The organism is Corynebacterium suranareeae (assembly GCF_002355155.1).
GTDB classification, from domain to species: Bacteria; Actinomycetota; Actinomycetes; order Mycobacteriales; family Mycobacteriaceae; genus Corynebacterium; species Corynebacterium suranareeae.
In genome coordinates this window covers 3079517-3094335 of the sequence record NZ_AP017369.1, presented here as the reverse complement: position 1 = coordinate 3094335, position 14819 = coordinate 3079517, and the positions used below count along the sequence as shown (strand labels likewise).

Sequence of the window (14819 nt, the reverse complement as noted above, 5' to 3'; positions counted from 1 at the left end):
TTCAGAGTGCCAATAATGATCATCAACTGCTTGGTGGGTGAGGTTGGTCCACACTCACTAACCGTGCCGTCGCGGGCGCCTACCGGGCAGAAGACGTGAGTGTCGTCCTACAAATATTTCAGGAGCACAAACACATGGCAAAGATCATCGCCTTTGATGAGGAAGCACGTCGTGGCCTAGAAAAGGGACTGAACACCCTGGCTGACGCCGTTAAGGTTACTTTGGGACCAAAGGGCCGTAACGTCGTTTTGGAAAAGGCTTGGGGCGCCCCAACCATTACCAACGATGGTGTCACCATCGCACGTGAGATCGAGCTTGAGGATCCTTACGAGAAGATCGGCGCAGAGCTGGTCAAGGAAGTTGCTAAGAAGACTGACGACGTCGCAGGCGACGGTACCACCACCGCTACCGTATTGGCACAGGCTCTGGTTAAGGAAGGCCTGCGCAACGTTGCTGCTGGCTCCAACCCAATGGGCATCAAGCGCGGAATCGAAAAGGCAGTAGCTCAGGTTTCTGAGAAGCTGCTTGAAGCTGCAAAGGAAGTTGAGACCGAGGAGCAGATCGCTGCTACCGCTGGTATCTCCGCAGCTGACCCAGCTATCGGTGCACAGATTGCTAAGGCAATGTACGCAGTAGGCGGCGGCAAGCTGAACAAGGATTCCGTCATCACCGTTGAAGAGTCCAACACTTTCGGTGTTGAGCTCGAGGTTACTGAGGGTATGCGCTTTGATAAGGGCTACATCTCCGGTTACTTCGCAACCGACATGGAGCGCCTTGAGGCTGTTCTGGAAGATCCATACATCCTGCTGGTTTCCGGCAAGATCTCCAACATCAAGGATCTCCTCCCACTGCTGGAGAAGGTCATGCAGTCCGGCAAGCCTTTGCTGATCATCGCTGAAGATGTTGAAGGCGAAGCACTGTCCACCCTCGTTGTGAACAAGATCCGTGGCACCTTCAAGTCTGTTGCTGTTAAGGCTCCAGGCTTCGGCGATCGCCGTAAGGCACAGCTGCAGGACATCGCTGTTCTGACCGGCGGCCAGGTTATCTCTGAAGAGGTCGGCCTCTCCCTTGAGACCGCTGATCTGCCACTTCTGGGCCAGGCACGCAAGGTTGTTGTCACCAAGGACGACACCACCATCGTTGATGGTGCAGGTTCCGAGGCTCAGATCGAGGGCCGCGTAAACCAGATCCGCGTTGAGATCGAGAACTCTGATTCCGATTACGACCGTGAGAAGCTCAACGAGCGCCTGGCTAAGCTTGCCGGCGGCGTTGCAGTTCTTAAGGTTGGCGCTGCAACTGAGGTTGAGCTCAAGGAGCGCAAGCACCGCATCGAGGACGCTGTCCGTAACGCTAAGGCAGCTGTTGAAGAGGGCATCGTTGCAGGCGGTGGCGTTGCGCTGCTGCAGGCTGCTCACGTCCTGGACAATGATCTTGAGCTTTCCGGCGACGAGGCAACCGGCGTTCGCATCGTCCGTGAAGCTCTGACTGCACCTTTGAAGCAGATCGCTGCAAACGCTGGCCTGGAGCCAGGCGTTGTTGCTGACAAGGTTTCCCAGCTCCCACAGGGCGAGGGCCTCAACGCTGCAACCGGCGAGTACGTTGACCTGATGGCTGCGGGCATCAACGACCCAGTTAAGGTCACCCGCTCCGCACTGCAGAACGCTGCTTCCATCGCAGCACTGTTCCTGACCACTGAGGCTGTCGTTGCTGACAAGCCACAGCCTGCTGGCGCTGCTGGCATGCCAGGCGCAGACGAGATGGGCGGAATGGGCGGCTTCTAAGCCCCATTTCCTTTAGCCCTCCCGCAACACTTGCGGGAGGGCTTTACTATTGCTTTTCGACGTCTCCATCCCGATTCCCATCAACTTGTTTGACCAAATCCAAAGGCGCCCCATTGGCAATTGGGGTTCATTGGAAGTGTGATCTCGAACTTAAACTAGCCAAAGCGTAGCTTCAGGAGTACTACAGTACGACTTCACGATGACGACTTCTCACGCTCAACTTCTTATGGGGCGACTTCGCTACGAAAATGACTTATCGCCGAGGGAAGTCGACCACGTGAAGTCGCCTGTTGGGAAGACGCTAATAAGGCCTTAGCGGCCGAGAAGTAAACGCTGAGAAATAGAACTTAGGGACTCGCCATTGAGGCTCTCCCAGGGCTACGTATTGTTCAGTGTTGGGGCAATCGATGCGCTGATTCTGCCGGAGCTCGGCGGTGGAGCCCTATGGTAAAACTGAGTATTCACCATCTTGAAGGAGCCTGAAGTGACACATATGGCAACCTAGAGTTAACCTGATATACATCTCAAATCTTGATAAAAACGACTGATTCCACATGAGTTTTTCGACCGCACCAATTAGGTAATATTAAAAATTACCCCCGTATTGGGGCATGTATGAAAAGTGGTTTTCCAAATTTTCGCTTTAATCGAGACGCCATTAAGTACTGTTACACAAACATGACTATTGACTGATAAGTTTCCCGATTTTCCTATAAAGAAACTGCCATTATTCCAGTTCAGCGCCTATTTTGGTCAATGTCGTCCAAATTATCCTTCGCTGAGTTGGGATAGAAATTGCGCTGGGAATTTTTTCGGATTCGCCTTGACGCGTTGCCAAAATGTGATTGAATAATTGAGTGACGTCCTGAGGGCGTCAGCAAACTGGCAACCATCACCAGCAAAATTTGCTGGTCCTCTCAAGGAGATTTCTCATGGATCTTTCCCTTCTGATCTCAAACCTCAAGGACTTTTCTACCTTCGCTACCAACGTCGAGGTCTTCTCAGAGTTCTCTGGCTTCTTGGTTAAGCTCTTCGGCTACGACTTCGGTGAAGGCGTTGACGCTTCCGGCGAGGCACTCAACAACCTCTCTTCCTAATTAGGAAAAATCTTAAGTAGTCCAAGAGCGGCTACTCAAGATCAAGAAAACAACTCATTCTAATCTTTTCATCCTAAAGGAGTTTTACAATGGAGTTCCTCGAAAACCTTAACGTTCTTTCCACCTCCGGCATCATCGGTGCACTGTTCACCGACGGTGGCCTTCTTGACTCCCTTGGTGGCATCGCTTCCCACCTTGCAAACCTTCTCGGTTTGGTCAAGTAATTTAGTCTGACTTTTTAAAGTCACTAAATTTTAAGTATTAAGCTCCGACCCTAAAGGTCGGAGCTTTTTGCGTCCCTGAAATCAAATTCACTATTTTGATTCCACCTTTGGCGCGCCGAATGTGGCCTGTATGAGTAAACTTTCCACCATGTCCGAAACCCACGAAAATGAACTTCCTGTTATCGATCTTGCTCAAATTGAAGGGTATGTTGTCGATGACTCGGATGAGGATGACCCAGTACTGCTGCGCCCTGATGGCACCCCCATTGAAACGTGGCGGGAAGATTTTCCTTATGAAGAGCGCGTCACCCGCGAAGACTATGAAAAGGTCAAGCGCTCCCTCCAGATCGAGCTCCTTAAATGGCAGAACTGGACCAAGGAAACTGGTCAGCGCCACATTATTTTGTTCGAGGGGCGTGACGCCGCAGGTAAGGGTGGCACTATTAAGCGCTTTAATGAGCACCTGAACCCTCGTGGTGCACGTACCGTGGCGCTAGAGAAGCCATCACCACGTGAATCCACTTCGTGGTACTTCCAGCGTTATATTCAGCATTTCCCTTCGGCTGGTGAGATCGTGTTCTTTGATAGGTCTTGGTACAACCGTTCCGGTGTGGAACGAGTCATGGGTTTTTGTACTGAATCACAGCATGCAGAGTTTTTGCGTGAGGTTCCCATGCTGGAAAACATGATTTTGGGTTCTGGGATCAGTTTGACCAAGTTTTGGTTCTCTGTGACTCGTAAAGAGCAGCGCACACGCTTTGCTATCCGCCAGGTTGATCCGGTGCGTCAGTGGAAGCTTTCTCCAATGGACTTAGCTTCACTAGATCGCTGGGATGATTACACCCGAGCTAAAGAGGAACAGTTCCGATACACCGATACGGATGAATCCCCGTGGATCACTATTAAATCGAATGACAAAAAACGTGCTCGTATTAATGCGATGCGTTATGTGTTGTCTAAGTTCGATTACACGGATAAGGATTACGAGTTGGTTGGTGAACCTGATCCGAAGATTGTGCTTCGTGGGCGCGATCAGATCGGTGACTAATGGCAAAAAGAAAGACTCCCCAGCAGGGGAGTTTTTCTAGTTAAGGCAGCTAGGAAGCTACGTTTTGGGTTTGAGGTCGAAATCCTGAAATGACACTCAGGGCTACGCCGATAAGGGCCCAGGCAATAAGTGTCCACAGCTCTTGGGTTGCTCCAGTGCCGTTGAAGAATAGATCAGAGCGCAGAAGGTGACCGGTTGCACCGATGGGGAGGAACTGTCCGATAGCTCCCCATGGTTGTGGCAACCACCACCAGCCAGTAGCAAGGCCCGATAGTGGATTGGCGATGAAGATGGTGAGGATCGCTCCAATTCCGACACCTGCCATGCCGATTAGTCCGGCCAATCCAATGACAAACAGCGAAATTGCTGCGATGCCTAGGGAAATGGTGCCAGCAACACTCCAGAAGTTAGTGTCTGCTGGGAAGAGATCATATCCGTATTGCATTAGTGCGGCAGCCACGAGGCCACCGACAAGGCTGATGATTAATGATCCAGCGAGTTTGTGCCAAGGCTTGTTCTTGAGCAGTAACGTGAGAGTGGCTGCAGAGATCATGCCACCGAAAGCTAAGGGGAGGCCCAGGGTAGAAAGGCTTGTGCCCTGCGGGTCATTTTCACTTAGTGGAGCAAGCTCTTCGACCATAACCTGTTGGCCTTGTGCCTGCATGCCCTGTGCGATTGTATTCAGCAACGTTGCATAGGGGGCGCCATTTCCTGATGCGGTGTAAATCGTCGTGGTTTGAGTGGTTGGATCAACCACAATGCCGCCCACTGTTTCGCGGTGCATGATGGCGTCTTGTACCTCTGAGGCTGAATCCTTGGTTTGGAAGTCAAAGGCTTCGGTAGCTTGGACATTCATGGAATCTTCCATGGCCGTGGCAATAGGTGCTGGTGCTGAAATTGCAATTGTTAAGTTGTGTGGTCCTGAGGCTGTAGTTGGCGCCAGGAAGGCAAAAGCATCAGTGCGATGGCAACGGGGATGCCGAATCCAAGACCAAGCACCTTGATCCAAGCCTTATCCTTGGGATGGTGATCTGTGCCGGTGTCGACCCCTGTGGCAGGGGTTGTGGCGGCAGTTTGTAGACTCACGCGGTCTCCTCAACTAAATTAGGTGGAACAAGGTGTTCCATTTTTGGATAAATGGAACATAGAATTCCATTTAGAAAAAGTGCAAGGGTTAAAGATGCGAGCAGATGCGCTAGCTAAACGTGAAGCCATAGTTTTAGCTGCTAAAGACTTGATTTTTAAAGAAAATGCAGAGCTGTCTTTTAGGTTGATAGCCACTGAAGCCGATGTCGGGGTGGCTACTGTGCATCGCCATTTTCCTAGCCTGGTGGACCTACTTGTTGAAGTGATTCCACTTGCTTTAGCCGATATTCAGGCTCTCATTGATTCTTTCGATCCAATGTGGGAAAGTGACCCAGCAAAAGCCTGGCATACAATTTGCCACACGTTATCGGGGATGGAGGCGACTGTGTTAAACGATAGTTTTTATCTCACAGTTGTGGAATCTTTGAAGGTGGAAAAGGTCCGTGAACTGCTGATTAGTAATCTTCGGCCACTTATTGCGGGCTTGTTAAACAAGGCTGTAAAACACGGTTTTGTCGCACCTGACTTAGAACCACTGAAGTTTCACTTCGGTCTGGTTGCTGCTTCACGGCCGTTGCCTATCCAAGTCGAACGTATTGAGCCGGGCTTTTCAGCCTGGGCGGTAGATAATTTTCTTAGTGGACTGCGGTCAAACGCGGACACCAGCAAATAAGCTGGGGCACACAACAAAACCAGCTGGAAGTAGAAACCCCTTATGTTAAAACGTCTCTCTTTAGGTCCGCTGCCCAAAAATTTTCTAAACACATTGCTAAATCTGACTGCCAATGCCCAAGGCGATGCCGAAAAGATAAAAGTTGAGGCACCTTTTACAGGCAAACCCATTGGTTATGTTTTTGATGGCGGTCAGGTAGATGTGGACAGGGCTTTCGAGTTGTCTCGGCAAGCACAGCAGCAGTGGGCACAAACACCTGTGACAGGTCGGAAGAAAATTTTCGACAGGTTTCATGATCTGGTTTTAAAACACCGTGAACTGCTGATGGATATCGTGCAGTTAGAAACCGGAAAGAATCGTGCGTCGGCAGCTGATGAAGTGTTTGATATTGCTATCACTACCCGGTTTTATGTCAACAACGCCGCAAAGTTCTTAAATGACAAGAAACGACCCGGCGCGCTGCCAATCGTTACAAGGACCACCCAACAGCATGTTCCTAAAGGCGTGGTTGGGCAAATTACGCCGTGGAACTACCCCTTGACGTTAGGTGTTTCAGATGCCGTCCCAGCACTGTTAGCTGGAAATGGTGTGGTGGCAAAACCTGACCTTGCTACACCTTTTTCATGCCTTATCATGGTGAAGCTACTTATTGATGCAGGCCTCCCACCACATTTGATGCAGGTTGTGACTGGTTCAGGGGAGGTTGTTGGCGGGGCGATTGCTGATCAGTGTGATTTCTTGATGTTTACCGGCTCTACTAAAACTGGGCGGATTTTGGGGCGCCAGGTAGGTGAGCGTTTGGTGGGATTTTCTGCAGAGCTAGGCGGAAAGAATCCGTTGATTGTGGCTAAAGATGCTGATCTTGATCATGTGATAGCTGAGCTTCCGCAGGCATGTTTTTCCAACTCTGGCCAATTATGCGTATCTATTGAGCGGATTTATATCGAGGAAGAAGTGTATGAAGAGGTAGTGGAACGATTTGTTCGTGGTGTGCAACAGATGTCTTTGGGTGCTGGTTTTGAATGGTCAGTTGAGATGGGCTCATTGATTAATCAGGCACAGCTTGACCGAGTGTCTGAGTTTGTGGATCAAGCCAAAAGTGCTGGTGCAACTGTGCTGTGTGGTGGCAAGGCTCGCCCTGATCTGGGCCCCTACTTCTATGAACCTACCGTGCTGTCAGATGTGCCAGAAAGCGCTGCTTTGCGCACGGAAGAGGTCTTTGGTCCAGTGGTGTTTATGGAAAAGGTGGCCTCGCTTGAGATGGCAGTAACCAAAGCAAATGACACTTCTTATGGTCTGAATGCATCTGTTTTCGCATCCCCAGAGACTGGGCGTGGCGTGGCAAGACAGTTAGAAGCCGGCGGAGTGGGCATTAATGATGGCTATGCGGCAACGTGGGCGAGTGTGTCTACACCGTTGGGTGGCATGAAGCAGTCCGGGTTGGGGCGCAGGCATGGTGCGGAAGGCATGTTGAAGTACACGGAGATCCGCAATGTTGCTGAACAACGTTGGGTATCTATGCGGGGAAGTGCAAAAATATCCCGCAAGGTGTATGCCGACACAGTGGCAACCGCCTTGCGGGTGGGAAAAATTTTAAAGATCTTGCCCTAGGGTTTAGGAGTTTATCCAGGGCTCAATTGGGTTGCCCTGCCAGCGGGTATGCGCTGGGACCTTGTCGCCGCGCATCACCAGGGAGCCGGGGCCGATGGTGGCGGAGGCGTCGATAAGCGAAGCCGGTAAGGCAACGGAGTGGTCCGCTAGGGTGGCGCCTGCAGCGATACTCACCGTATCCAGGCTCATCACGCGGTCCTGGAAGAGGTGCGTTTGTACGACCACGCCAGGGCCAACCGTGGCGCCTTCACCGATAAAACACAGGTCGGTTTCGGGCAGCCAATACGATTCGATCCACGCACCACGGCCAATATGCGCGCCCAGCGCACTCAAACCAAGATTCAGCGCGCCGGTGCCCAAATTGGGCACCAAGAACCACGGCCCGGCGACGGATTCCACAAACGCATCTTGCAGCTCATTAAGCCAGACAAAGCGGCTCCAGAGAGGATGCTCTGAGGGCTTATGCTTGCCGACGCACACCCACTTCATCACAACCGTAATCCCCATGGCTAACACACCGACCGCCATGAGAATAAGTCCTCCAAGCAACCAGCTGATCCACATATTGAATTCCTGAAGTAGATACTGCATGAGCAGCAAAGAAAACGCAGCTAAAACACCAGAGGTCATCGGTGCAAGAAGCCTGGCTGTTTCTACCACACCACGAGCAATTTTGACTCCCATGCCTGGGTTGTAGGTTTTGGATTCACCTTCATCAACTTCCACGGTTACTCGACGCATCCGCTCCGGTGGTGAACCCCACCAGTTGGAATTAGCTTTCGCCTTCTTCGGAGTCGATGAAAGGACTGCAACCAAGGAATTTTTAGCCAATTTACGCTCAGGCCCAGCAATGCCGGAGTTGCCCAAGAAGGAACGTTTACCCACGCGTGTTTCACCGCTGAGCAACCAACCATGGCCCAATTCATATCCGCCGATGAGGGTGTCATCTGCTAGGAATGCGCCTTCGCGGATATCGGCCAGTTTCGGGATCATCACCGCAGTGGAGATTTCTACATCCTTGCCGATCTTCGCACCCAAACTCCTAAACCACAGTGGAGTTAATTGAGAGGCATACAAAGGGAAGAGGTACGTGCGGGCATCATCCATCAATCGTTCCACGGTCCACACCTGCCAACCAAGCCGTGATCTGACAGGTGTGATGCCACCAGTGATACCAATTTGGAGCAGCCTGACCAACACCCAAATGATTCCGGTGTAGACAAAAAACGCAGCCAAAGCGCCTACCGTGGCAAAAACTAAGACACCCACTGCGAGTGAAATGGGGCTAATGGTGGCCAACCACAAGGTCAGCGCAGCGCCAGCTCCCAATGCCACAAGTGGTAACAGCGACAACACAATTGAGGTTGCGCCGAATACGGGAACCCAGCGTGACCTGCGTGGAGGCTGAGATTCCGGGAACCTGTGCTTTGCGCGACCAACTTTTTGCGCAGGTGAACCAGCCCAACGAGAGCCCGGCTTAATGGTTTTATCGCCAGTAACTGTGGAACCCGGCAACAAATGTGCGCCTTTGCCCACCACAGTGCCTGGAAGAAGCGTAGAACGTGCGCCGATACGTGCATTTTCATGCACTTCAATAGCACCAACATGCAAAATATCACCATCGAGCCAGTAGCCGCGCATATCAACTTCTTGCTCGATTGAGACATTGTTACCCAAGGTCAACAGGCCTGTCACTGGTGGCAGTGAGTGCAGATCCACCCCTTTGCCAAGCTTGACGCCAAGTGCACGGGCGAAATAGTTCACCCAGGTGGCACCAGAAATATTGCGTGAACCAGAGGCATCAGCAAGACGTTCAGCAGTCCAAATACGCAAATGTGTGGAGCCACCACGAGGGTAATCCCCAGGTGTTATTCCCTTGGTAATTAACCGTGCACCCCAACCACCAATCGGAAGCCTGCCAATCGGGGTTGCGAAAATCAAGATCATGGCAACAACAAGCCACCATGACACAGGTGTCGCCCACTGGACGTCCAAAGCTACCAAAATATTGTTGCCCAACAACAGCCACGCCAGCCACTGCGCTGCTTGAAGCGTCATGATCGGAATCTGAATGAGGGTTTGGATCACCCGCGTGCTTGCAGCAACTGGGACAACCACACGCTGTTCAACCTCGTGTGGAGATTCCAAAGAGATACCGGTCTCTGCAGCGATTGTCTCGATGCGTTCGGCGAATTTCTCCAAACGCGGATGATCATAAAGATCACGCACCGCTGCTGTGGGAACCTTTTCACGAACTCGACCGACCAACGTTGCCGCTGCTAGAGAAGTACCTCCGAGGCTAAAGAAATCAGCATCTTTATCACTGACTGAGGTTCCAAGAATATCCACCCACTCTTGCGCTAGCCACGCTTCAGTAGCACTAAGATCATCGGCTTCCACAACAGTTCCAGGCAGAGGCCACGGCAAAGATTTCTTATCTACTTTGCCTGATGTAGTAACAGGAAGCTCATCCATCACATGAATGCGCGGGACCAACGCTGCGGGCATGGTGTCACTAAGACGAGCAGCTGCACCATCGTGATCGAAACCTGCAGCAGCGTCTTCCAAAGACACATACGCAACAAGAACTTTTTGATCCGCGCCCGTGGTTTGAACCACTACCGCTGAAGAACGCACATTGGGAAGTGCTGCAACATTGGCATCAACCTCACCAAGTTCGATGCGTCGGCCACCAATTTTGACCTGATCATCCACACGACCCACAAAGTACAGGCCGTCTTCCTCCAAACGCACATGGTCACCGGAGCGATATGCCCTGCTCCAACCCACAGACTTTAAAGGAGCGTACTTTTCCCGATCTTTTTCCGGATCCAAATAGCGAGCAAGTCCGACACCGCCGATGACTAATTCACCGACTTCACCAACCTCAACTGGGTCGCCAGCATCATTGACTACTACCAAATCCCACCCAGCAAGAGGTAAACCAATACCTACTGGCTGGCCAGCGTGCAGTTGTGTGCCACAAGCAACCACCGTTGCTTCAGTTGGGCCGTAGGTGTTCCAAACTTCGCGGTCGGGCGTCGATAAGCGTTCGACGAGCTCCTGCGAGCAAGCCTCCCCGCCGACAATGAGCAGGCGGACCTGCGACAATGCTTCTGCTGGCCACAGGCCAGCCAGGGTAGGAACCGTGGACACTACGCTGATATCGCGGCGGATCAACCACGGGCCTAAATCCATGCCTGAGCGAACCAGCGAGCGCGGCGCCGGGACCAGGCAAGCACCATGTCCCCATGCCAACCACATTTCCTCGCAAGAAGCATCAAAGGCTACAGACAATCCTGCAAGGACGCGGTCTTCTGGGCCAAGTGGGCCAGAAGGATGGTTGACTAAAAACATCTGTGCTTCGGCATCGACAAAAGCAGCTGCCGAACGGTGAGAAACCGCCACGCCTTTCGGCTTGCCAGTAGAACCAGAGGTGAAAATAATCCACGCAGTATCATCAAGGCGAGGCCTGCGGGTATCGCCACCTGCGGTTGGGCGGATCATATGGAAACCCGAGGCATCAAAAAGCGCGTTAATATTCGCTTCGCCGAACACCATCTCAGCGCGTTCCTCTGGATCATCCGCATCCACTGGAACATATGCAGCACCAGCAGCCAACGTAGCCAAAATAGCGATATAAAGATCACGCGTACCCGAAGGCATACGAATACCAATGCGATCACCCCGACGAACACCTTGGGTATGCATAGAATCAGCCAGCGTAGTGACTTCCTCTAAAAGCTCCGCATAGGTAAGTACCTGGCCATCATCAATAGCTGCGGCTTCAGGATAAGTGGAGGCGATAGATTCCAAAATGTCCCACAACGTACGCTTCGGCGGAGCCTCGGCGGACCTTAGGAACTGGGCGGGGACACTGCTTAATGCCACGTTTAAATTAGTCCTCTTCGGTAGCGATAATTGCTGCGGCCAACTTGCGAAGGTGCTTCAACTGCTTGGATGTAGACTCATCCAACGCAGCATCCTCTGCCACAAGCACAACTTTGTGTAAGTCCGCCTGAGCAGCTTTTCCCTTCTTGGTTGAAGCAACGATCTGACGCCGACGGTCTTTGGGATCACGTTCCCTTTTTGCCCAACCGCGCTTCTCTAATGCATCAACCAGTCTGACCATATCCGAAGCATCGATAGCCAGCAGCTCACACAGAACTGACTGGCTTGCAGCATTGGAATGGACCAAACACGTAAGCGTCCAGAATTCCCTCATCGTGGTGTCATGTTTAGACAATTCTGCCTCCACATGGTCACGAGTACGGCGTCGAAGACGCTCAAGTTGATAGCTCGGGGATTCAAGCAGCTCTGTTGGGATATCTGGATGCGTAGCCATGTGTATAAGCGTAACGCCAACAATGGGACTTAGCGAATCATGGGGAAAGCCCATTATTTTGTTGATTGGGGTAAGTTTCTAAAATGCCTGGTTGCGGGGCGTTGGGTGTGGGTGGGTAGTGCCGATGGCGGTGAGCGTAATCCATGGCTTTAGGGATGGATCTTTTTATGGGGTGGAGCTTATGGCGCCCAAATTTATTGCAATATTGCGGGAAAGTTCTCCGAGTTGCGTCGGATTTGTACAGTTACTCAAGTGGAGGTGAGTATTCGAGTGCTTGGTTGGGTGTTTTGCTGCGGGCGATGCTTGGGACCAAACTGGGGTGCCCAGTTTTCGGATTTTTTAAGATCCTGGGTCTCTCAGTTTGGTTTATCAAGCGCGACACCAAACACAGAGACCCAGCATTTAAGGTTTTGAAGATTTTGGGTCTCCTGGTTTGGTCCGGTTTGATTTCTGGCGCTGAACCCCAAAAGTCATACCTCCCCAGAAGCGCTTGTAACGAGTTTTGGGCACGTAGTCGATACAAATACGCATTCGAAAATCTCGAAGCCTTAAACGGGCAATAAACGACTCTGGTGAAAAATGTCTATCAGGGGTAGAAGCGCACCACCTTTAAGTGTGGAATCAATGGCATCACGTTTCTGCATGAAAAAATCTCGATGCTCCGTGGATTTAAGGAACATCGAGATCTTGAACAGGAAAAATTTAGGACTCAGTTGGCAGTCCTGCAGCAACCCATCCTTCAGTTCCGCCGTCAACATTGATGGCTTCAATGCCACGCTGCTCAAGGTATTCAGCAACCTTGGCGGAACGTCCACCCAGCTTGCAGATGACATAAATATCGCGGTCTAAATCAATTTCATCAACTCGGCCAACGATCTCACTCATTGGGATATTGATCGCACCTTGTGCACGAACCTCAGCGAACTCATCTACTTCACGAACATCGATCAGCTGTGCGCCTGCTGGAACGTCGTTGACAGATACTTCCTTCATGTGGGGCATTCTCCTTCATTAGATGTTTATGCTGTAGAGGTTAGTCACCACAGGAGGGGATTGCGAGGAGTGGTGAACTTTTGCACGCTAGTGGTGGTCAGCGTGCCCCCACGTTGGGATCATCAATGGCGCGCCGGATTCTGGATCTTGGATGATGATGGAATCTACGCCGAAAACCGTACGTACTAATTCTTCAGTAATAACAGCATCAGGGCTGCCGGATGCCACAACCTCACCATCTTTCATCGCGATGATGTGATCGGCGTAGCGGGCAGCCTGGTTTAAATCATGCAGGACAGCAACCAAAGTGTGACCGCTGTTTCGGTTTAATTTTCGGCACAGCTCCAAAAGTTCAATCTGGTAGCTGACATCAAGAAATGTCGTTGGCTCATCAAGCAGCAAAATGGGCGTTTGTTGGGCTAGAGCCACAGCCATCCAGACGCGTTGACGCTGACCGCCGGAGAGTTCGTCGACAAGCCTGCCTGAAAGCTCTCTGATGCCTGTTGCGTCCATGGCTTCTGCAACCGCCGCCTCGTCTTCTGGGGACCAGGGCTTGAATAAGCTCTGGTGTGGGTATCGTCCACGAGACACCAAATCAATAACCCGGATTCCATCTGGCGCGATTGGGCCCTGGGGGAGAAGCCCAACCTTGCGTGCGACATCGCGAGTAGGAAGATTGTGCAAAGAATGGCCATCAAGCAGGATCTGGCCATGCATAGGAGAGATCAAGCGGGTAAGGCTTTTTAGCAACGTGGACTTACCGCACGCGTTGGGGCCGACAATAACGGTGAACTGCCCATCAGGGACATCTAGACTGACATCTTGGCAGATGACTTTGTCTGCGTATCCGAGGCGAGCATTTTCTAGGGCAAGACGTGTCATTTGCGTCGACCTTCTCTCAGTAGAAGCCATAGGAAGTACACGCCACCGATGGATACCGTAACAATACCCACTGGTAGTGGCGATTCTGGATTAATGCGCTGCGCAATCGTATCCGCGAGAATAAGCAAGAAGGATCCAACCGCTGCGCTAGGAGCAAGCGCTAAGCCATCCACATGGACAAGACGGCGAGCGATTTGAGGGGCAGCCAGTGCAATAAAGGAAATCGGGCCAGCCGTAGCTGTAGCCAAAGCGGTAAGGCCGATACCTGCGATAACGGCCATGATCTGTACAACTTTGACGTTTTGTCCCAACGCCACAGCAAAAGGGACACCGATTTGCATAAGGCGCATTGGACGCGCCAGCAATACCGCAGTTCCGATAAACACAATGGAACCAACTGCTGCCAGTGCTAAGGATTTCCATGAAGTTCCAGACAGGTTACCGGCACCCCACAAGCTAGCCATGATGGCATCTTCAACAGAAGCAGTAAGCAAGATCCACACGTTGATGGACGCCAGAATCGCACTGACACCAATGCCAACGATGATAAGACGAACTCCGCCCGCAAAACCACGCTTAGATGCTAAGAAAAATACAACCATTGCGGTAACAATGCCACCTGTTAAAGCACCGACCATTGTTGCTGCGGAACTACCACCGATGACAAGCATGACAATAAGAGCCCCGGTATAAGAACCCGTTTGAAAACCAATCACATCAGGAGAACCCAGTGGGTTGGCGGTGAGGTTTTGGAAAATCGCACCACTCATTGCCAACGTTGCGCCCAACAAAATTGCTAACAGTATGCGGGGCGCGCGCCATTCCACAACGATCATGGTGGTAAAAGAATCCCCGTTGCCGGCCACAGCCTGCAAGGCTTCGCCGACGGTGATTGAGGCAGATCCATTAACTAATGAATACATGGCCAAAGTGGCAGTGGCGATCCATAAAATTCCAGTGATGATGGCGGTGCGCGCACTAATCAGCAGAAATGGCCTTGATTTCGGGCCGATCCGGTAAATTTTTCGGCCAAAATCTAAGGCAGGTTGAGTTGGCTTTTTTATTTGTGTATCAACCAT

The 14819-nt window shown here is 51.6% G+C and carries 13 protein-coding genes; 6 read left to right on the top strand and 7 right to left on the bottom strand.

Annotated features, from left to right (window positions below; translation table 11 throughout):
* Positions 1 to 134 precede the first annotated feature (134 nt).
* From groL to ppk2, 4 genes are all read left to right on the top strand, one after another.
* Positions 135 to 1781, top strand: a complete 1647-nt coding sequence (gene groL, locus N24_RS14260; RefSeq protein WP_096458535.1) for a chaperonin GroEL — start codon at positions 135 to 137, stop codon at positions 1779 to 1781.
* Positions 1782 to 2713: 932 nt separating this feature from the next.
* Positions 2714 to 2878: a hypothetical protein gene (locus N24_RS16305; protein WP_157736433.1), complete on the top strand. Its 165-nt coding sequence runs from the start codon at positions 2714 to 2716 to the stop codon at positions 2876 to 2878.
* 89 nt (positions 2879 to 2967) lie between these two features.
* A complete protein-coding gene (locus N24_RS16300) occupies positions 2968 to 3102 on the top strand; it encodes a porin (protein WP_157736431.1) in 135 nt (44 codons plus the stop codon).
* A 148-nt stretch (positions 3103 to 3250) separates the two neighbouring features.
* The gene (gene ppk2, locus N24_RS14255; RefSeq protein ID WP_096460254.1) at positions 3251 to 4150 is read left to right on the top strand and encodes a polyphosphate kinase 2; all 900 of its coding nucleotides are present in this window, start codon (positions 3251 to 3253) and stop codon (positions 4148 to 4150) included.
* A 49-nt stretch (positions 4151 to 4199) separates the two neighbouring features.
* Here the strand turns inward: ppk2 and N24_RS14250 are convergent, their stop codons facing one another.
* Positions 4200 to 5006 (bottom strand): ABC transporter ATP-binding protein, encoded by an 807-nt coding sequence (locus tag N24_RS14250; RefSeq protein ID WP_096458532.1) that lies wholly within the window; start codon positions 5004 to 5006, stop codon positions 4200 to 4202.
* Positions 5007 to 5056: 50 nt separating this feature from the next.
* Positions 5057 to 5236 carry a hypothetical protein gene (locus N24_RS14245; protein WP_096458529.1) on the bottom strand — a complete coding sequence of 60 codons (180 nt, stop codon included), beginning with the start codon at positions 5234 to 5236 and terminating at the stop codon, positions 5057 to 5059.
* A 22-nt stretch (positions 5237 to 5258) separates the two neighbouring features.
* On the opposite strand from N24_RS14245, the gene N24_RS14240 reads away from it, so the two are divergent.
* Complete coding sequence (locus N24_RS14240) at positions 5259 to 5909, top strand: TetR/AcrR family transcriptional regulator (RefSeq protein ID WP_157736430.1); 651 nt, start codon at positions 5259 to 5261, stop codon at positions 5907 to 5909.
* Between the two features lie 42 nt (positions 5910 to 5951).
* Entirely contained in the window at positions 5952 to 7520 is a 1569-nt protein-coding gene (locus N24_RS14235; RefSeq protein WP_096458523.1) for a succinic semialdehyde dehydrogenase, read from the top strand.
* A gap of 3 nt (positions 7521 to 7523) precedes the next feature.
* On the opposite strand, the gene N24_RS14230 is transcribed toward N24_RS14235, so the two are convergent.
* The 5 genes from N24_RS14230 to N24_RS14205 all read right to left on the bottom strand — a co-directional run bounded on the left by N24_RS14230 (position 7524) and on the right by N24_RS14205 (position 14819).
* On the bottom strand, positions 7524 to 11411 hold the full coding sequence (locus N24_RS14230) for a Pls/PosA family non-ribosomal peptide synthetase (protein ID WP_096458519.1): 3888 nt from the start codon (positions 11409 to 11411) through the stop codon (positions 7524 to 7526).
* A gap of 7 nt (positions 11412 to 11418) precedes the next feature.
* Positions 11419 to 11865 (bottom strand): MarR family winged helix-turn-helix transcriptional regulator, encoded by a 447-nt coding sequence (locus N24_RS14225; RefSeq protein WP_096458516.1) that lies wholly within the window; start codon positions 11863 to 11865, stop codon positions 11419 to 11421.
* 702 nt (positions 11866 to 12567) lie between these two features.
* Entirely contained in the window at positions 12568 to 12858 is a 291-nt protein-coding gene (locus tag N24_RS14215) for a rhodanese-like domain-containing protein (protein ID WP_096458510.1), read from the bottom strand.
* 87 nt (positions 12859 to 12945) lie between these two features.
* Positions 12946 to 13740 (bottom strand): ABC transporter ATP-binding protein, encoded by a 795-nt coding sequence (locus tag N24_RS14210; protein WP_096458506.1) that lies wholly within the window; start codon positions 13738 to 13740, stop codon positions 12946 to 12948.
* A complete protein-coding gene (locus N24_RS14205; protein ID WP_096458503.1) occupies positions 13737 to 14819 on the bottom strand; it encodes a FecCD family ABC transporter permease in 1083 nt (360 codons plus the stop codon). The genes N24_RS14210 and N24_RS14205 overlap by 4 nt, the downstream gene beginning before the upstream one ends.